An 18358-nucleotide genomic window follows, 5' to 3' on the forward strand; every position below is an offset into this window, starting at 1 on the left:
CCAGCCTCCACAACGCCGCCGCCGGTGTCGCCGCTGATCACCGCCGCGTCGTTGGTCCCGTCGATGGTGATCGTCACGTCATGCGTGGTCGTGCCGCCGTGGCCGTCGTCTGCCTTGATCGTATAGGTCAGCGTGAGATGCTCGCCCGCCGCGAGATAGTCGAAAGCTTGTGGCGTGGAGTTGAACGACCAGTTGATCGCGCCCGATGTATGGCTGTTGTCGATGACGGGATTGCCGCCCAGCGACAGCATGCTCACGACGTTGGCAGCCTGAAGGGAACCGGTAGCCCCGTCCAGGGTCACTCCTGTCACCGAGGCAGTGACCGTATCATGGATATCGACGTCGCTGACGGTCAGCGTGCCGTTTGTCGACAAAGGGGCGTTTGTTTCGTTAAGCGTGGTGGCATCGTGATCGCCGGCCGCGACGGTGATCACCGCCGCGTCGTTCACACCATTGATCACCACCGACAGCGTACCCACGCTGAGCGTGCCGTTCGACATCTTGATCGTGTATTGGATCGTGTCCGTAAAGTGCTCTCCAGCACCGAGCGCGTTGATCAGGGGGGCTACAGCGGTCGCGTCGTAATGAATCTTGTTGTCACTTCCGATCCAGAATTTCGCGCCATTTGCGCTGGTTTCGGCGAATTGAATTCCCGCTTGATCCTGTATCAGGAGATCCTTGTTATAATCGGCGAAGGCCTTGTTGGTGACTGTGATGCTGGCCCCTCCGTCGTCGTTCTTGGTGCCGTCATCCACCGAATAGATCGTCGTCTTGGTCCCGCCACCGCTTGCCGCAAGCACGTCGAACGTGAACTGAAGGCTGCCGTCCTCTGTGCCGGATTGAGTCAGATCGGCTGCCGCGCCCGAATTCGAAAACGTGACGGTCGAGCCCGAAACTGTTGTGGTCGCCATTGCCAATTTCCCCCTGTGATCCCTTGCGAACAATGGAAGTGTTCGCCCCAACGGTTACTGCTGATCCTGGTGCAGACGACGCAAGCGGATGCTTCCGCCTGCGGCGGTTGGTCAGGACCAAGCCACTCTGATTGAACGTAAAGACTTCTCTCGCCGAGAGACAAAACCCCACCCCAGAGCGCTTGCACGCTCGCACCCAACATTCCTAGCTGGCGTGCCCCCCTCGGTCGCCGCAATCGCGGGACAAGCATACCTATATTCAGGTATATTAGCTTTTTACGATTTGGAAACCATAACGGAATATATATTGCCGCGTAACGTTAACGATTCATTAGACATTTAACAAATCTGCCACCCCATCGATTGATGCCTGTGTCTCCCAAAGTGAGCTGCGATTTGGAGGGAATGATATGCATCAAAACAAAGACTTAAAGTGCGCGGCCCAGTCCGTTTCGGCGCAGCGTGATTTGATGGCGCAGCGTTGACTTCGCCATCGCTCGGTCGCTGGCATTTCTGTTGGAAATTTTATCGGAACATGTAGCGCTGCGTGCAACCGACAAAGAGGGCGGCCGTCAACCAATGGCGCAAAGGCCGCCAGAGCCAGGTCGCCAGCGTCTTCCGATGTCAGCCAGCCAGACTGGCTTGCTCGGCGGCATTCGGGTCGCCCGGCGCGGTCGCCCAGGCGAGTTCGACCAGCGTCACCGTGCGCCGGCCCACGCCGTCGACCTGGCAGACGATGAGGCCTTGCTCCTCGATATAGTCGAGCAGCCGGCGCGCGCGGCGCAGCGAATGCGAGCCATAGGCACGCGCGATCGCCGCGTCGCTCGGACATGGCCAGCCTTCCTTGGCGGCGCGGGCGATCATCATGAACACGCCCTGCATATCCTCGGGCAGCAGCGAAGCGCGCACGGAAACGTCGCGCCAGGCGTCGTCCTCGGCCATGTCGGAGCCGACGCCCGCACGCGCCCGCGTCAGCATGCGGCGGAATTCCGAAAGGTCAGGCACGACCGACGCGAGCCCCTCGATGCGGCAGCGAACGACGAACTCCTGGTAGAGCACGCCGATGACGCGGAACCCGGCATCCGGCTCGGCCAGGATGGCGCGCAGGATGCGGTCCATCCGCTCGCGCCGCTCGGCGAGGTCCTCGGCGCTGGGCTGCGGTTCCGCCGGCTCGGGGCGGATGTCCAGCGGCGCGGCCTTGGCCGCCATCAGCTGGTCGAGCAGGTCGGGCGAAGGCCGCCGTTGCGCCCTGACCGTCTCCGGCGGCGGCGCCGCGAGGATGATCGAGCGCGCATCTTCCAGCATCGCTTCCGGCAGCGGCATCAGCCGCGGCGTGCCGTTGCGCGGGCTGGTTTCGGTCTGGCCGATGCGCACGCTGAGCGGACGGCGCGACAAGGCCGGACCGAGCGCCATGAAATGCCCGCGCTCCAGGTCGCGGAAAGCTTCGGCCTGGCGCCGCTCCATGCCGAGCAGGTCGGCGGCGCGCGCCATGTCGATGTCGAGGAAGGTGCGCCCCATCAGAAAGTTGGAGGCCTCCGCCGCGACGTTCTTGGCGAGCTTCGCCAGCCGCTGCGTGGCGATGATGCCGGCAAGCCCGCGCTTGCGGCCGCGACACATCAGATTGGTCATGGCGCCCAGCGAGAGCTTGCGCGCCTCGTCCGAAACCTCGCCGGCAGCGGCGGGCGCGAAGAGCTGCGCCTCGTCGACGACCACGAGCATCGGATACCAATGGTCGCGCGCGACCTCGAACAGCCCGCCCAAGAATGCCGCGGCACGCCGCATCTGATTCTCGGCATCGAGCCCTTCGAGGTTGAGCACCGTCGAGACGCGATGGATGCGCGCCCGCTCGCCCGCCGCCTGCAGGCCGCGCTCGGTATGCTCCTCCGCGTCGATCACCAGATGGCCATAGCGTTCGCCCAGAGACACGAAGTCGCCTTCGGGATCGATGATCGTCTGCTGCACCCAGGGCGCGCTCTGTTCGAGCAACCGGCGCAGCAGATGCGACTTGCCGGAGCCCGAATTGCCCTGCACCAGCAGGCGGGTCGCCAACAACTCCTCTAGGTCGAGGGCCGCCGGCGCGCCCGCCGTCGTCTGCCCCATTTCGATTGCAACGGTCATGTCTCGACTCGGATCGTCTCCCTGCGCGCGACGGGCTTACCAACCTGAGCGCGGTGCGTCGAGCATGGGTCGCAGCCGTCGGCTCGGTGTTCCACACCTAAGGGCGGGCCCGTCCCTGGCGCGAATGGCGGCAGGCTGTCGCCAGCCACACTGGTCGGACCACCATTTCACTGGCGCAATCCAACCATTGGCGTATCATCTTTTTCTGGGAGGGTTCATGGCAGGAGGAGGCCAATGAACGTCGCTGCGGAAGTACCCGTCATGGATCCGACGGTGCAAGACCTTGTTTCGTCTGCTCTTTCGAAATTTCGCGCCGGCGACACCGTCTCGACCCGGGCGATGCTCGACGTCATCCGCCGATCCGACCCGGCCTGCCAGGACAGTGACGACCATCTGATCGAACTGATCGTCATGGCTGCCGTTGGTAAGACCATGGGCGTCGTCTTCGACCACCGCTCCCCGGACGAACGATCGCCGCTTCTATCATAGGCTGCCGATTGGCCCCAACGTCGTCATCTTGGTGCGTAGCGACGCGAAGCGGGAGCGAAGACCCAAGGATCCTGTGCCATTGAGCCTGCCGAAGAATGCCTGCGGTGCCAAAGCCTGCACCGCTGCGACGCCTCGAAGTTACGGAATGGATCCTCGGGTCTGCGCGCGTCGCTTCGCTCCTTGCTCCGCCCGTGGATGACGAAGGAGAGGCGATTTACGCCAACCTCCGAAGCATGCCACGACTTATGCGGAATGGCAGGCGCTCAACCAGACCGAGGCTTCTGCAACCAAGAAAGCTGAGTTCGAGGCAAGGCGCCAAAGGATCATTAGCGATGCCGAACGCTTACGCGGCTTCGTCATTCTAGGGCGGAGCAAGGAGCGAAGCGACGCGCGCAGACCCTAGAAATCCATGCCGTTACGCGTGCCGAAGAATGCCGCGGTCCAGAAAAAGAGGATGCATACGCAGGCGCTGCGGTGCCAAAGCCTTCACCGCCGCGACGCCTCGAAGGTCACGGCATAGGATCCTCGGGTCTGCGCGGCCGTTCCGCCCTAGGATGACGAACTGACCGGCGCTTCGGCTAATCTCCACAATGGTCGATTTTACCAACGCCGGCGCCGTCCGACGGGCCGCTAGCTTCCCAGCGGATGCGGCATATAGCCGACAAAACCGGCGATCTTCCAGCGTCCGCCGACCTTGCGGCAGAAATAGAGCGTCTGCCATTTGAGCCGGTCGACGCCGCCGTCGGCCTTGGCGACCGAGCCGTCGAACTTCTTGTGCAGCACCGCCCGGTCGCCATCGACATCGATGTCGCGCATGTTGGTGACGCGGAACAGCGCCTCGCGCAGCGGTTCGGCGAATTTCGTCGCCGCGGTTTCCTTGGCCTGCCGCAGCCATTCGTCGCGATAGACCTCCAGCCTCGGGAATTGCAGCCTCCAGGCATCGGCATTGTTGAGGAAATGCGCGTGCATGCCGAAGAAGCTTTCGGCGATGAAATCGTCCTCGACCATCGACCAGTCCTGACCGAGGAAAGCATCGATATCGCGCCGCACCAGCATTTCCCAAAGCGCGTGGCGGTCGGCATCGCCCTCCGGAAACGGATTCTTGTCTAAGGTCATGCTGGATCTCTCCTCTCGCAAGCAATTCCAGGAAAAGTGCGTAGCGGTTTTCCGTCCGGAATTGCGTAAAAAAAAATAGAGCGCGCCGGCCGCCGGCGGGTCGCCCCACCTGGTGCCGCAGCGGCGTCGAGCGCAAGATGCTCAGGCTTCTGTAATAAAGCAACATGAGTTTCGAAAAAATGTTGCTTTCCGACATTGCCTCTAGGAGGATCGTGCCGACGAGCGTAGACGGCTATGTGAACGGTCCCGCTCGATCGCCAGGAGGAGGCTCACTTGCCCAAGCAATGCTTTGGAAAATCGCATGTTCCGCTCTCGCCCGCCGTGCGCGCCGGCGATTTCGTCTATGTCTCCGGCCAGGTGCCGGTGGGCAGCGACGGGCTCGTGGTCAAGGGCGGCATCGCCGAACAGACCGAGCAGGTGCTGCAGAACGTCAAGGCGGCGCTGGCGCTCGCCGGCTGCACCATGGACGATGTGGTGAAGACCACCGTCTGGCTGGAGGATGCGCGCGATTTCGGCACGTTCAACACCGTTTATGCAAAGCATTTCCCGCAGGATCCGCCGGCGCGCACCACCGTCGAATCCCGCCTGATGATCGACATCAAGATCGAGGTCGAGGCGGTCGCCTACCGGCCGCTCTGATCGCGAACACGCAGCAGCAGGGAGTGCACCGATGCAGTTCGATCTCCTGATAAAGGGCGGGCGCGTCATCGATCCCGCATCGGGCCTGGACGCGCAGCGCGACGTCGCCATCGCCGATGGGCGTGTTGCGGCAATCGAGGCCGCCATCGATGCCGAACATGCCACGCAGGTGGTCGACGCCAGGGATTGTATCGTCGCGCCCGGCCTCGTCGATCTGCACAGCCACGTCTATTGGGGCGGAACCTCGCTCGGCGTCGATGCCGACCGACTCGCCGCCAAGAGCGGCACCACCACCTTCATCGACGCCGGCAGCGCCGGTGCCGGCAATTTCCTCGGCTTTCGCCGCCATGTCATCGAGCGCTCGAAGGTCCGCATCCTCGCTTACGTCAACATCTCCTTCGCCGGCATCTTCGGATTCTCGAACACCGTGTCTGTCGGCGAATGCAGCGACCTCAGGCTTTGCGAGCCGCGCGAGACGGTTGCCGCGGTACGCGAGCACGCCGACGTGGTCGTCGGCGTCAAGGTGCGTTCCGGCAAGCATGCCGGCGGTTCGAGCGGCATCGCTCCGGTGGACCTGGCGTTGGAGGCCGCCGACAAGGCCGGCCTGCCGCTGATGGCGCATATCGACGAGCCGCCGCCGGGACGCTCGGAAGTGCTGCCCAGGCTGCGCCGCGGCGACATCCTCACCCATTGCTTCCGCCCCTTCCCCAACGCGCCGGTCTTTGCCTCCGGCGCGGTGCGGCCGGACATGCGCCTCGCCCGCGAGCGCGGCGTCATCTTCGACATCGGCCACGGCATGGGCTCCTTCGACTTCGAGGTCGCCAAGGCGATGCTGGCCGAAGGCCTGGCTCCAGACGTGATTTCGAGCGACGTGCATCTCTACTGCGTCGACGGCCCGGCCTTCGACATGCTGGTCTGCATGTCGAAGCTGATGGCGCTCGGCATGCCGCTGGTCGAAGTGTTGCGCGCGGCGACCATGAATCCCGCTCAGGCGATTGCCCGGCCGGAGCTCGGTGCACTGAAGGTCGGCGGCATCGGCGATGTCGCGGTGCTGAAGTTGCAGCAGGGCCGCTTCACCTTCGTCGACGCTGTCGGCGCGTCACTGGTCGCGGACCAGCGTCTGGTCTCCAACGGCATCGCCATCGGCGGCAAATGGTGGCCGAACGAGGCGCCCGACCACAATGAGACCGAGCGCTTCGAGGCGCCTGCGCGCCACACGCATGTGGATGTGGCGGCGAGGCATTTTGGGCGGTGACTGGCTGATCTCCCCCGTGGGGGGAGATGCCCGGCAGGTTTCGGCGGCTTCGCGTTGAACAGCGCCTTCCCCCAATCCGTCGCTGCTTCGCAGCGCCACCTCTCCCCCTCCGGAGGGAGAGGAAGGGAGCCAGCTGGAATAAGCGCGCGCCTTCCTCTCCCCCGTCGATCGGGGGAGAGGTGTCGAGCGAAGCTCGACGGAGTGGGGGTCGACCTTACCTCGCGTTGCTCGGCTCGCCATAAACCGGCGTCGCAATCCCTTCCATCCGCGCCTTGAGCTGCAGCGCCACATATTTCGAATAGAAGCGCGACAGCGCCAGGTTGCCGCCGTGGAACCACAGCGCTTCCTGCGCCGTCGGCTTCCACATGTTGCGCAATTCGCCCTGCCACGGACCCGGATCGCCCTTGACGCCGGAGCCCAGCCCCCAGCACGGGCCGACCTTGTCGGCGACCTCGCGCGAGACGATCCCCGCAACCGTCTCGTTCATCGACTGGTAGCCGGTGCAGCAGACGATGGCGTCGACGGTAAGCTCGCTGCCGTCCTCGAACAGGATGCCGGACGGCGTCAGCGTCTTGATGCCGACGCGGCTCTTGACCTTGATCTCGCCCTTCAGGATCAGCTCGCAGGCGCCGACATCGATGTAATAGCCGGAGCCTGTGCGGTAGGCCTTCATCAGCAGCCCGGTCTCGTCCTCGCCGAAATCGATGGCGAAGCCGCTGTCGCTGAGGCGTTTGTAGAAATCCGCGTCGCGCGCCCGGATCGCGTCATAGAGCGCGCGCTGGCCCTTCGGCACCAGCGCGAAGGGCGTCGAGGCCACGATCATGTCGGCCTTGTCGGTGGTGATGCCGCGGGCCAGCGCCTTTTCCGAAAAGATCTCGAAGCCGACATCCATCAGCGTGTCGGATTTCACCACGGTCGTCGGCGAACGCTGGACCATGGTGACCTTGGCGCCCGCTTCCCAGAGATCGACGCTGACATCGTGCCCCGAACTTGCAGCGCCGATCACCGCGACGCGCTTGCCGCGGAATTTCTCGCCGGTGGAATACTGGCTGGAATGCAAAAGCTCACCCTTGAAGCTGTCCGTGCCCGGCAATTCGATCGGCCGCGGCGGACCATAGGCGCCGGTGGCGAAGACGATGTGTTTCGGCTTCAGCGTGACGCGCTGGCCGACGCGGTCGACCACCACCGTCCACACCTTTTCGGCCTCGTCATAGGCGGCGCTGATACATTTGGTGGCCACCCAGTAGTTCAGCTCCATGACGCGGGTATACATCTCCAGCCAGTCGCCCATCTTGTCCTTGGGCGTGAAGACCGGCCAGTTTTCCGGGAACGGAACATAGGGCAGATGGTCGTACCAGACCGGGTCGTGCAGCACGAGCGAGCGATAGCGGTTGCGCCAGGAGTCGCCGGCGCGTGCGTTCTTCTCGATGACAAGGGTCGGAACGCCCAGTTGCCGCAGCCGGGCGCCCAGCATGATGCCGCCCTGCCCGCCGCCGATCACCAGGCAATAGGGCTGCTCGTGCACGCCGAGGTCGCGCGCCTCGCGCGCCCTGGCTTCCGCCCAGGTTTCGCGCTTGGGGTCGGCCTTGTGACGGATGCCGAGCGGCCGGGCCGGGCCTTTCCGCTCTTCGAAACCCTTGAGCTCGCTCATCGCCGTGAACAGCGTGCGGCAGCGGCCGTCCTTGAGCCGCAGAATCCCCTCGCCGCGCGCCACCGTCGTCTCGAAGCTGAACCAGGCTTCGACGATGCCATCGTCGACGCCTGGCTCTCCGGTCAGCCGCCAGTGCGACGGCTGCGCCAAGTCGAGCGTGGCCTTCAGCATCTCGCGGATCGCGGCCTCCCCCTCCATGGTTTTGATGTTCCATGTGAAAGTCAAAAGATCGCGCCAGTAGCAATCCTCCGCGAAAAGACCGATCGCAGCGTCGATGTCGCCAGCCTCGAGCGCCCGGCCGAAAGCGCCGAGCCAGGTTGCCGCCTGTTGCGATGGTGCGATGTCGAGCATTTTTGTCCTTCCCTCCGAATATATTCGAACGACACGGCCACCTGTCGACCTTGTCGAAACTCGCCTTGAGGCCGGCCTCGCCTGAATATCGGCTGCCTCAATCCCCCAGCGGCTCCATCTCCTTGCCGGTCCGGTGGATCTGGGCGTTGTATTTGATGCGGCGCACCGTTTCGCGCGCCGGGCCGTCGATCCTGTAGGCGGTCGCCACCGCCAGCAAATCGATGGCAGCCAGGAAAGCATAGCGCGACGCCGTCGGCTTCAGCGTGTCGGGATATTCGGGAACAGCCATCGTCAGCCGCACATCGCAGACGCGCGTCAATTCGGTATCCGGCGCCGTCACGCAGATCGCGTTGGCGCGGTAATGCTTGGCGAGCTCCACCGCTTCGATCACCTCGCGCGTGCGCCCCGTTGCCGAAATCGCGATCACCAGATCGCCCGGCTTCAATGTCGAGGCGGTCATGCGCATCAAATACGGATCGCATTGCGCGCTGATGGTGATGCCGTAGCGGAACAGGCGGTATTGCGTCTCCTGCGCCAGCGCCGACGAACTGCCGCCGAGGCCGAACACCGTCACCTGCCGCGCCTTGGCGATCAGTTCCGCGGCCTTTTGCAACTGTCCCGGATCGATCTGCCGCTCCGCCTCCTGCAGCGCGCGCCGCGCCTCGCCGAACACCGCGTTCCAGAACGGCATGCCGCTGTCGCCGTTCGCAGGTTGCGGCTTGGTGGCGAGATAGAGCGCGCCGACGACAAGGCTCTGCGCCAGCTTCAGCTTGAAATCGCGCACGCCATCGCAGCCGATGGCGCGGCAGAAGCGGGTGACCGTCGGCTCGCTGACCCCGGCGCGCTGGGCAAGCGCGGCGTTGGAAGCGTCGACCGCATATTTGACGTCGTCGAGCACGACGTCGGCGACGCGGCGCTCTGCCGGCCGCAATTCCGCATAGCTGTCCTTCACCTGCGAGATGATATCGGGAATGCGCCGGAGATGGTCGTGCCGCTCGTCGTCCTCGTCGGTCGCTCGCAACGCCTGGCTGTCAGCTTCGGTCATTCGCCAAGTCCTCCCCAGCCCGCTTCTGGAACTATCATCTTCGCGATTATCCGCCCGCTGGCCATAGGCAATCAACCGAGACGGAGTATGTAGGAAAGTAACACACACGGCAAGGGATCATAAAATTTATGAAAACCATACAGTTAGGCAAAATCTGATTGAACCTGATTGCATCCGCCATCTGTCGCCGCTTGACAGTAAAGTAGGATAGTTACAGACTGATTTCGCGGACAGATGGGGCCTCCGGCAACGCATCGCGCAGTCTCCGAGGGGGAGCATGAATACGGCAAGCGCAACAACGCCGAAGCTCGGCGTGCAGGCAGCGACCAAGGTCTATCAAACGGCCTCCGGCGATCTTCTGGCGCTGGATCGCTGCAGCCTGGATGTGCGACCGAACGAGATCGTATCCATCGTCGGCCCCTCCGGCTGCGGCAAGACCACGTTGTTGTGGTCGATGTCGGGCCTGCATCGCCTGACCGCGGGCGCGATCCTGCTCGACGGCAAGGAGATCACCGGCCCGCGGCCCGAGATCGGCATCGTCTTCCAGGAAGCGAACCTCCTGCCCTGGCGCAATCTCGACGCCAACATCAACTTCCCTTTCGAGATCAAGGGCGAGAAACCCGATCGCGCCTGGATCGCGCATCTGTTGAACCGCGTCGGGCTCGACGGCTTCGGCGGCAAGTTCCCGCGCGAGCTTTCCGGCGGCATGCAGCAGCGCGCGGCGATCGTGCGCGCGCTGGCGCTGAAACCCTCGGTGCTGCTGATGGATGAGCCTTTCGGCGCGCTCGACAGTTTCACCCGCGAGGAGATGAACCGCCTCGTCGAGGAGATCTGGCTCGACACCAAGACCACCATCGTCTTCATCACCCACAGCATCGAGGAAGCGATCTTCCTTTCCGACCGCGTGGTGGTGCTGACGACGCGGCCCGGCCGCGTCGCCAAGGTCTACGACGTGCCGTTCCCGCGGCCGCGCTCGCTGGAAATCATGGCGACGAAGGAGGTTTTCGATCTCACCAACAAGATCAAGATGGACATTGTCGGCGAGCGCGTCCGGCCGAGCACGCCGGAGCGGCCGTCGGCCGAAATCGTGAGGATCAGGCCGTGAGCGGGGGCGACGCCATTCCGGAATTCTCGAAGGCCAAATCCGGCGCCAAATCGGGAGATGGCCAGGATGTCAGCCTGACCAATCTTTCGGCCTTCGCCAGCGGCCCCGGCATCAAGTCCGGCGCCGAAGTGGCGGCGATCCTCGCCGTCGCGGTGGTGATCGTCGGCGGCATAGAGCTCGTACTGCGCATCTTCCACGTGCCGCAATATATTATGCCGCCGCCGAGCTCGATCGCCTACGCCTTGTTCGACGAGTTCCCGCTGATCGCGCCGCATCTCGGCTACACGCTGGTCGAGCTCGTCTCGGGCTTCGCCATCGGCGCCATAGTCGGCCTGGTGATGGCGGCGGTGATCACCCAGTTTCCCTTCGTCGAAAAAATCGTCGCGCCCTACATCCTCATCCTCGTCACCACGCCGATGTTGGCGCTGGTGCCGCTGCTCATCTTGCGCTTCGGCTTCGGCTATACGCCGCGCATCATCGCCGTGGCCTTGGCCGCCGGCCCGATGGTGATGATCAACGCCGCGACCGGCTTCCGCCGCGTCGACAGCGCCAAGATCGCTTTGGCCCGCTCCTATGGCGCCAGCACACTGCAGATCTTCTGGAAGATCCGCGCGCCGATGGCGCTGCCGATGATCCTGGTCGGGCTGATGATCGGCGCGATCTTCGGGCTGCTCACCGCCGTCGGCGCCGAGATGGTCGGCGGCGGCTTCGGCCTCGGCAACCGGCTGACCTCCTATTCGTCGATGATCCAGATGCCGCAATTCTTCGCGGTGGTGCTGATCCTGTCGACGCTCGGCATCCTGATCTACGTGCTGTTCTTCCTGATCGGCAAGAAATGGGCGAGCTGGGAAACATAAGCGCGAAAGGACGAGGTCGCCCGGGAGGCGGGCGAAGGCAAGCGATCAACAAAAAGGGGAATGCCATGACCAACGAAAGCTCATTCGACACAGCGACAAGAGCCGGCATCAGCCGCCGCTATTTCCTGCAGGTGACGGCGGCCGGCGCCGTGACCGCCACCGCGCTCGGCGCGTCTGGCCTGAGGGCCAGGGCGGCGGCTTATGAGAAATTCACCTGGATCTCGCCGCGCGGCACGCTCGAGGTGCTGGACGACTATCCCTACTGGTCGGCCAAGAAGGCCGGCTATTTCGGCGACCTCGCCACCGACATGCAGCCGGGCCCGTCGGATGGCACCGCGACGGTGAAGTTCGTCGATGTCGGCCAGGCCGACATGGGCTTCCCCTCGCCCGGCGTCTTCTCCTTCGCCATCCAGAACGGCATGAAGCTGAAGTCCGTCTTCCACATGGGCGCGCGCGACACCTTCAGCATCGCCTTCCGCAAGGGCCAGGGCACCAAGAACCTCAAGGATCTCGAAGGCAAGACCATCCTGCTCGGCTCCGCCGCCTGGCAGGCGATCGTCGATCCGCTGCTTGCGGCCCAAGGCGTCGACATCAAGAAGGTGAAATATGTCGAGGCCGGCTGGCCGACCTGGGGCACCGCGCTTGCCGGCGGCCAGGGCGATGCGGCGCTCTCCTGGGAGGGGCTGCGCGCCGAATGGATCGCAAAGGGCCTCGACTTCGAATACTGGCTCGGCGTGCAGAACTCGAAGCTGCCGGCCAACACCTTTGTCGTGCGCGCCGCCGATCTCGAGGACGCCGACAAGAAGGCCTTCCTGGAGAAATACCTGCGTGGCTGGGCGATGGGTCTCGAATTCGGCTACCAGAACCCGCGTGCCGCGGTCGAGGCCGTGTTCGAGCAGTTCCCGACCTTGGCCAAGAACCTCGGCCCCGAGCTCGGCACCACATCCATCCTGCAGCAGATCAACGTCTTCCGCGGCGACATGGACAAGCGTGGCGGCTGGGGCTCGCACGACATGGCGAGCTGGCAGGGCTTCTTCGACGAGATCCTCAAGATCGGCCAGATCACTGCGCCGGTGAAGGCGGAAGACGTCTGCACCAACGACCTGATCCCGGCCGCCAACGACTTCGACAAGGCCAAGGTCAAGGCCGACGCCGACGGCGTGAAGCTGTCGGAAGGCTTTGCCGCGCTCGACGTCGACAAGATCAAGGCGCACCTGTTCGATTCGGCGGTGAAGTGAGGGGGGCTGGCTCCTTTCCTCTCCCTCCGGAGGGGGGAGAGGTGGCGCCGCGAAGCGGCGACGGAGCGGGGGAAGGCGTTCGCCAAACGCGTAGCCGCTGCAAGACAGGCACAATCTGGCGCGCAAGAAACCAGGCGCGCGGCGAAGGTCGACCCCCACTCCGTCGAGCTTTGCTCGACACCTCTCCCCCGATCGACGGGGGAGAGGAAGGGGCCGGGTGATGAGCGGTGGCGCTGACCTAAGGTGGTTGTCCCAGATAGGCATACGAGCGGCGATCGATCGCCGCCCATGACTGAATCAAGAAACTAGGGAGGCTGAAATGGCCGACAAAGTTAAAATTCTGGTGGTTGGTCTGGGCAATATGGGCGCCTCGCATGCCAGCGCCTATCACCGCTCCGACGGCTTCGAGATCGTCGGCATCATGAGCCGCAGCATCAAGAGCAACAAGAAGATCCCGAAAGAACTCGCCGGCTACCCGCTCTACGAGGATTTCGACCTGGCGCTGAAGGAGGCCAAGCCGGACGCGGTCTCCATCAACAGCTGGCCGAACACGCACGCCGAATACGCGCTGAAGGCGATCGCCGCCAACTGCCATGTGTTCATGGAAAAGCCGCTGGCCACCAACATCGCGGACGCCGAGAAGGTTGTGGCCGCGGCGCGGGCGAAGAACCGCAAGCTGGTGCTCGGCTACATTCTGCGGGTGCACCCGTCCTGGATCAAATTCATCGAGGTCGGCAAGACGCTCGGCAAGCCGTTGGTGATGCGCCTGAACCTCAACCAGCAGAGCAGCGGCACCGCCTGGCACTGGCACAAGAACCTGATCGATTCGCTGATCCCGATCGTCGACTGCGGCGTGCATTATGTCGACGTCATGTGCCAGCTGACCGGCGCCAAGCCGGTGCGCGTGCACGGCATCGGCGCGAAGCTGTGGGCCGAGGCCGACAAGCAGAATTACGGCCATTTGCATGTCACCTTCGATGACGGTTCGGTCGGCTGGTATGAGGCGGGCTGGGGCCCGATGATGAGCGAGACGGCCTATTTCGTGAAGGACGTGGTCGGCCCCAAGGGCGCGGTCTCGATCGTCGCCGGCCAATCGGGCAGCAGCGCCAAGGACGCCGAGGAGGTTTCCGATTCCGCCGACATCGACCGCCACACCAAGACCGACGCGCTGAAGATCCATTACGCGCAGGTCGATGGCGACAAGAATTTTGCCAAGCCCGACGAGATCGTCAGCATGGAGGACGAACCTGGGCATCAGGAGCTTTGCGACCGAGAGCAGGCCTTCTTCCTGCGCGCCATCCGCGAGGATCTCGATTTGACCGAACAGATGGATGCCGCCGTGAACAGCCTGCGCATCGTGCTGGCGGCCGAGCAGAGCATCGCGGAAAAGCGCACCGTCGAGCTGGCCTAAAGCCGTCGCTCCCTCATCCGGCCGCCTCGCGGCCACCTTCTCCCCTGCGCGGAGAAGAGGTTGACGCCGACGCCGACAATCTCCTCTCCCAGCGGGGAGAGGTCCGAGCGAAGCGGAGGCTGGGTGAGGGCGAGTCCGGGTCAGTTCTCAGCTGACAGCACTTGCAAGTGGGAGGAAACACATGGTCGCGATCTCGAAGAGCTTGCTCGAAACCTACACCCAGTCCGACGCGCTGGCTCTCGCCGGACTTGTGAAGCGCGGCGAGGTTTCTCCCGCCGAGCTCGTCGAAGCTGCAATCACCATGATCGAGCGCCTCAACCCGGAACTCAATGCCGTCGTCCATCGTCTCTACGACATGGCGCGCGACCAGGTGAAGACGGTGGACAAAACCGCGCCCTTCGCCGGCGTGCCCTATCTGCTCAAGGAGCTCGCCTCGTCCTGGACCGGCGCGCCTCTCACCAATTCCTGCCGCTACCTCAAGGACTTCGTCGCCGATTCCGACAGCGAGGTGGTGCGACGCATCAAGGCGACGGGCCTTATCCTCGTCGGGAAATCCAACGCGCCGGAGAATGGCTGGTCGATCACCACTGAGCCGAAACTCTACGGCACGACGAAGAACCCGTGGAAGGAAGGCATCACGCCGGGCGGCTCGAGCGGCGGCGCTGCTGCCGCGATCGCCTCGCGCATGGTCCCGATCGCCGAAGCCAGTGACGGGGCCGGCTCGATCCGCGTTCCGGCTTCCTGCTGCGGCATCGTCGGCCTGAAGCCGTCGCGCGGCCGCGTCAGCCTGGCGCCCTTCGGCGACTATTGGTATGGCGGCGCCTATTTCCTCTGCTGCTCGCGAACGGTCCGCGACACCGCCGCCTATCTCGACGCCGTGGCCGGCGCCCTGCCCGGCGACGCCTACACGCCGCCGGTGCCGGCGGACAGCTGGCTCAGCCTTTCCGCGCGAGCGCAGAAGAAACTGCGCGTCGGCTTTACCGTCACGCCGCCCAACGGCACGGCGATTGATCCTGACGTCAAGGCAACCGTGCTCTCCACGGTCGCCGCGCTGGAACGTCTCGGCCACGACATCGAGGAGCACGACATGCCGCTCGACGCCGATGCCGTCTGGAAGATCTACACCGACATGACCTGCGTGCAGACGGCTGCCACTTTCGGCTTCCTGGAGACGCTGGTCGGCCGCCCCGTCACGCCGAACGATGTCGAACCGTTGACCTGGGCGATCATCCAGCGCGGCCGCGCGACCAGCGGCATCAAGCATATTTCAGATGTCGAGCAGTTGAGGTTGATCGGCCGCGACATCGTCGGCGACCTCAACCCCTATGACATCTTCATCACCCCGACGCTGACGCAACTGCCGCGTCCGCTCGGCTATTACGACATGTCGGAGACCGATCTCGATCGCTACAACGCCAAATGGGGCGACGCGGTCTTCAACTTCCCCTTCAACATCTCCGGCCTGCCGGCGATCTCGCTGCCGCTCGGGCAGTCGGCCGGCGGCGTGCCGATCGGCGTCCAGCTCGTTGGCCGCTATGGCGACGAGGCGGCGGTGCTGGCGCTTTCCACGCAGTTGGAAGGGGAGATGCCGTGGAAGGATCGGCGGCCGGCGCTGTAGGCGATCCTTACCGTTTGGCTTCGAGGGCATAGAGAAGGCCCGGCTGAGCGATCCATTCCCCCGGCCGCAGCGCCTCGACGTCATATCGCCCGTCCGGATTGCGCGTCGCAACGCCGACATAGCGGTAGCTGCAACCTTGGCCGTCGACCACCGTCTCACGGATCGGGTGGTCGGCGAGGCGGCCGATGACCGCTCCCTTGTCCCTCGGATCGGCGAGGATGAAATATTCGATTGGGATGTTTTGGCCCAGCCGCGGAGCCATCCTGAATGGTGCGAAGCGCATTTTGAAGCTCGATTTGGCGCGCGCCGGAATTCGGGCGAGCGGTGACACCGCGACTAAATAGACGCCCGCTTCATATGAATTCGAGGGGGATTCTCCGCCGCTTTATATACGCGCTTTTATTCGCGGCCTCCGAGCCACCAAGGGCCGGAAAGAGCTGCCGCCGGGTCGGCCAAAACCCCTATAAAATTCCTATATCTTTCCCATCCCTCCCGTCTCGAACCTTTATGGCGATCGGGTCCATATTTCCATTCGAAGAAACGCTGTGAACCGCCGTCGCCGCCAAGGTGACGAGCGCGTGCGTGCAGTTTTCAGCCCGCCTATGCGGTCTGTGGACACAAGTGGAAAACAAGGAACACCTGCAATGGACCTCATAGTTCTCGGGATCGGGATTTTATTCTTCGCCCTGTCCTTAGCCTACGTCAAAGCCTGCGAGAGAATCTGAGAAAGGGCCGTACCATGCTTTTCGACTACATCCTCGGCGGCGCGGTGACCTTGTTCCTGCTTGCCTACCTCACCTACGCGCTGATCCGCCCAGAGCGCTTCTGACCGGCACGCGGAGAGCCCATCATGACCATAAATGGCTGGATACAGATCCTCATCTATTGCGGGATCCTGCTTTTGCTCGTGAAGCCGCTCGGCTTCTATATGTACCGCGTCTTCAGCGGCGATCCCACCTTGCTGTCGCCGGTGCTCGTCCCTATTGAGCGTGGCCTCTATCGCCTCGCCGGCACGAGCGACAGGGAAGAACAGCACTGGGCCGTCTACGCGACGGGCATGCTGCTCTTCAATCTCGCCGGTCTGCTGGTCCTTTACGCGCTGCAGCGGCTGCAGGGCGTGCTGCCCTACAATCCCTCGGGCATGACCGCGGTCGACCCGCAGCTGGCCTTCAACACCGCCGCCAGCTTCATCACCAACACCAACTGGCAGAACTACGGCGGCGAAAGCACGATGTCCTATCTCGTGCAGATGGCCGGCCTCACCGTCCAGAACTTCGTCTCGGCCGCTACCGGTATTGCCATCGCGATCGCCTTGATTCGCGGCTTCGCCCGCGCCTCCGGCAAGTCGATCGGCAATTTCTGGGTCGACCTCACCCGCTGCACGCTCTACGTGCTCCTGCCGCTCTGCATCGTGCTGACGCTTGCCTATGTGTGGCTCGGCATCCCGCAGACCCTTGGGCCGTATGTCGATGCCACCACGCTGGAAGGCGCCAAGCAAACGATCGCGCTCGGGCCGGTCGCGTCGCAAGTCGCCATCAAGATGCTCGGCACCAATGGCGGCGGCTTCTTCAACGCCAACGCCGCGCATCCGTTCGAGAATCCGGACGCCATCTCCAACCTGATCCAGATGCTGTCGATCTTCGCGCTCGGCGCCGGCCTCACCAATGTCTTCGGCCGCATGGTCGGCAGTGAGCGCCAGGGCTGGGCGATCCTCGCCTCGATGGGCGTGCTGTTCCTCGTCGGCGTCGCCGTCTGCTACTGGGCCGAGGCCGCCGGCAACCCGCTGGTCCATGCGCTCGGCATCGACGGCGGCAACATGGAAGGCAAGGAGACGCGCTTCGGCATCGCCGCCTCGGCGCTGTTCGCGGTCATCACCACGGCCGCCTCCTGCGGCGCCGTCAACGCCATGCACGATAGTTTCACAGCGCTCGGCGGCATGATCCCGCTGATCAACATGCAGCTCGGCGAAGTCATCGTCGGCGGTGTCGGCGCCGGCTTCTACGGCATCCTGATGTTCGTGGTCGTCGCCGTCTTCGTCGCCGGCCTGATGGTCGGCCGCACGCCGGAATATCTCGGCAAGAAGATCGAGGCCAGGGAGGTCAAGATGGCCATGCTTGCCATCCTGTGCCTGCCGATGGCGATGCTGATCTTCACGGCCATCGCCGTTGTCCTGCCGAGCGCGGTGGCCTCGATGGCCAATGGCGGTCCGCACGGCTTCACCGAGGTGCTCTATGCCTATACCTCGGCCGCGGCGAACAACGGCTCGGCCTTCGGCGGCCTCTCCGGCAACACGCCCTGGTATAATCTGACCATGGCTGTCGGCATGCTGATGGGCCGCTTCCTGGTCATCATCCCGGCTTTGGCCATCGCCGGCTCGCTGGCCGCCAAGAAGACCGTGCCTGCCTCCGCCGGGACCTTCCCGACCGACGGCACGCTGTTCGTCGGCCTGCTGGTCGGCGTCATCGTCATCGTCGGCGGCCTCACCTTCTTCCCGTCGCTCGCCGTCGGTCCGATCGTCGAGCATCTGGCGATGATCCATGGACAGACCTTCTGA

General features: G+C 64.0%; 16 protein-coding genes. 10 read left to right on the forward strand and 6 right to left on the reverse strand.

The genetic code is table 11. The annotated features are described in order from the left end of the window. On the reverse strand, positions 1 to 911 hold a 911-nt coding region (locus FJ414_RS29705), incomplete at its 3' end, for a VCBS domain-containing protein (RefSeq protein ID WP_210239687.1). A gap of 624 nt (positions 912 to 1535) precedes the next feature. Further along, entirely contained in the window at positions 1536 to 3029 is a 1494-nt protein-coding gene (locus tag FJ414_RS29710) for an ATP-binding protein (RefSeq protein ID WP_140647914.1), read from the reverse strand. Positions 3030 to 3263: 234 nt separating this feature from the next. Between FJ414_RS29710 and FJ414_RS29715 the strand changes: the two genes are divergently transcribed. Next, the gene (locus FJ414_RS29715) at positions 3264 to 3518 is read left to right on the forward strand and encodes a hypothetical protein (RefSeq protein ID WP_140647915.1); all 255 of its coding nucleotides are present in this window, start codon (positions 3264 to 3266) and stop codon (positions 3516 to 3518) included. A gap of 630 nt (positions 3519 to 4148) precedes the next feature. Here the strand turns inward: FJ414_RS29715 and FJ414_RS29725 are convergent. Then, positions 4149 to 4634 carry a hypothetical protein gene (locus FJ414_RS29725; RefSeq protein WP_140647916.1) on the reverse strand — a complete coding sequence of 162 codons (486 nt, stop codon included), beginning with the start codon at positions 4632 to 4634 and terminating at the stop codon, positions 4149 to 4151. 273 nt (positions 4635 to 4907) lie between these two features. Between FJ414_RS29725 and FJ414_RS29730 the strand changes: the two genes are divergently transcribed. Continuing rightward, positions 4908 to 5273, forward strand: coding sequence for a RidA family protein (locus tag FJ414_RS29730; protein ID WP_140647917.1), 366 nt, complete (start codon positions 4908 to 4910; stop codon positions 5271 to 5273). A 31-nt stretch (positions 5274 to 5304) separates the two neighbouring features. Further along, complete coding sequence (locus tag FJ414_RS29735; protein WP_140647918.1) at positions 5305 to 6528, forward strand: amidohydrolase/deacetylase family metallohydrolase; 1224 nt, start codon at positions 5305 to 5307, stop codon at positions 6526 to 6528. A gap of 214 nt (positions 6529 to 6742) precedes the next feature. Here the strand turns inward: FJ414_RS29735 and FJ414_RS29740 are convergent, their stop codons facing one another. Together FJ414_RS29740 and FJ414_RS29745 are read right to left on the reverse strand one after the other, a co-directional pair. Continuing rightward, entirely contained in the window at positions 6743 to 8530 is a 1788-nt protein-coding gene (locus tag FJ414_RS29740; protein WP_140647919.1) for an NAD(P)/FAD-dependent oxidoreductase, read from the reverse strand. Between the two features lie 97 nt (positions 8531 to 8627). Next, the gene (locus tag FJ414_RS29745; RefSeq protein ID WP_140647920.1) at positions 8628 to 9575 is read right to left on the reverse strand and encodes a MurR/RpiR family transcriptional regulator; all 948 of its coding nucleotides are present in this window, start codon (positions 9573 to 9575) and stop codon (positions 8628 to 8630) included. Between the two features lie 277 nt (positions 9576 to 9852). Here FJ414_RS29745 and FJ414_RS29750 point away from each other — a divergent pair, with 277 nt between their 5' ends. From FJ414_RS29750 to FJ414_RS29775, 5 genes are all read left to right on the forward strand, one after another. Further along, positions 9853 to 10680: an ABC transporter ATP-binding protein gene (locus FJ414_RS29750; RefSeq protein ID WP_140647921.1), complete on the forward strand. Its 828-nt coding sequence runs from the start codon at positions 9853 to 9855 to the stop codon at positions 10678 to 10680. Continuing rightward, entirely contained in the window at positions 10677 to 11537 is an 861-nt protein-coding gene (locus tag FJ414_RS29755; RefSeq protein ID WP_140647922.1) for an ABC transporter permease, read from the forward strand. The genes FJ414_RS29750 and FJ414_RS29755 overlap by 4 nt, the downstream gene beginning before the upstream one ends. Before the next feature lie 65 nt (positions 11538 to 11602). After that, entirely contained in the window at positions 11603 to 12775 is a 1173-nt protein-coding gene (locus FJ414_RS29760; protein ID WP_140647923.1) for an ABC transporter substrate-binding protein, read from the forward strand. Between the two features lie 319 nt (positions 12776 to 13094). Next, positions 13095 to 14186 (forward strand): Gfo/Idh/MocA family oxidoreductase, encoded by a 1092-nt coding sequence (locus tag FJ414_RS29770; RefSeq protein WP_140647924.1) that lies wholly within the window; start codon positions 13095 to 13097, stop codon positions 14184 to 14186. A gap of 181 nt (positions 14187 to 14367) precedes the next feature. Beyond that, positions 14368 to 15804 (forward strand): amidase, encoded by a 1437-nt coding sequence (locus tag FJ414_RS29775; RefSeq protein WP_140647925.1) that lies wholly within the window; start codon positions 14368 to 14370, stop codon positions 15802 to 15804. 7 nt (positions 15805 to 15811) lie between these two features. Here FJ414_RS29775 and FJ414_RS29780 read toward each other — a convergent pair whose 3' ends face one another. Then, a complete protein-coding gene (locus FJ414_RS29780; RefSeq protein WP_140647926.1) occupies positions 15812 to 16087 on the reverse strand; it encodes a hypothetical protein in 276 nt (91 codons plus the stop codon). A gap of 456 nt (positions 16088 to 16543) precedes the next feature. Here FJ414_RS29780 and FJ414_RS29790 point away from each other — a divergent pair, with 456 nt between their 5' ends. Together FJ414_RS29790 and kdpA are read left to right on the forward strand one after the other, a co-directional pair. Then, positions 16544 to 16633 carry a K(+)-transporting ATPase subunit F gene (locus FJ414_RS29790; protein WP_036257910.1) on the forward strand — a complete coding sequence of 30 codons (90 nt, stop codon included), beginning with the start codon at positions 16544 to 16546 and terminating at the stop codon, positions 16631 to 16633. 21 nt (positions 16634 to 16654) lie between these two features. After that, positions 16655 to 18358 carry a potassium-transporting ATPase subunit KdpA gene (gene kdpA, locus FJ414_RS29795; protein WP_140647928.1) on the forward strand — a complete coding sequence of 568 codons (1704 nt, stop codon included), beginning with the start codon at positions 16655 to 16657 and terminating at the stop codon, positions 18356 to 18358.

Origin of the sequence: Mesorhizobium sp. B3-1-6, from assembly GCF_006439555.1 — a bacterium.
Lineage (GTDB): Bacteria > Pseudomonadota > Alphaproteobacteria > Rhizobiales > Rhizobiaceae > Mesorhizobium.

Bases quoted from the DNA above. Each gene is read 5' to 3' on its own strand.
- FJ414_RS29745 (WP_140647920.1), bottom strand. From the start codon at position 9,575: ATGACCGAAGCTGACAGCCAGGCGTTGCGAGCGACCGACGAGGACGAC.
- kdpA (WP_140647928.1), top strand. From the start codon at position 16,655: ATGACCATAAATGGCTGGATACAGATCCTCATCTATTGCGGGATCCTG.
- FJ414_RS29750 (WP_140647921.1), top strand. From the start codon at position 9,853: ATGAATACGGCAAGCGCAACAACGCCGAAGCTCGGCGTGCAGGCAGCG.
- FJ414_RS29735 (WP_140647918.1), top strand. From the start codon at position 5,305: ATGCAGTTCGATCTCCTGATAAAGGGCGGGCGCGTCATCGATCCCGCA.
- FJ414_RS29715 (WP_140647915.1), top strand. From the start codon at position 3,264: ATGAACGTCGCTGCGGAAGTACCCGTCATGGATCCGACGGTGCAAGAC.
- FJ414_RS29775 (WP_140647925.1), top strand. From the start codon at position 14,368: ATGGTCGCGATCTCGAAGAGCTTGCTCGAAACCTACACCCAGTCCGAC.
- FJ414_RS29790 (WP_036257910.1), top strand. From the start codon at position 16,544: ATGCTTTTCGACTACATCCTCGGCGGCGCGGTGACCTTGTTCCTGCTT.
- FJ414_RS29740 (WP_140647919.1), bottom strand. From the start codon at position 8,530: ATGCTCGACATCGCACCATCGCAACAGGCGGCAACCTGGCTCGGCGCT.
- FJ414_RS29770 (WP_140647924.1), top strand. From the start codon at position 13,095: ATGGCCGACAAAGTTAAAATTCTGGTGGTTGGTCTGGGCAATATGGGC.
- FJ414_RS29780 (WP_140647926.1), bottom strand. From the start codon at position 16,087: ATGCGCTTCGCACCATTCAGGATGGCTCCGCGGCTGGGCCAAAACATC.
- FJ414_RS29725 (WP_140647916.1), bottom strand. From the start codon at position 4,634: ATGACCTTAGACAAGAATCCGTTTCCGGAGGGCGATGCCGACCGCCAC.
- FJ414_RS29710 (WP_140647914.1), bottom strand. From the start codon at position 3,029: ATGACCGTTGCAATCGAAATGGGGCAGACGACGGCGGGCGCGCCGGCG.
- FJ414_RS29760 (WP_140647923.1), top strand. From the start codon at position 11,603: ATGACCAACGAAAGCTCATTCGACACAGCGACAAGAGCCGGCATCAGC.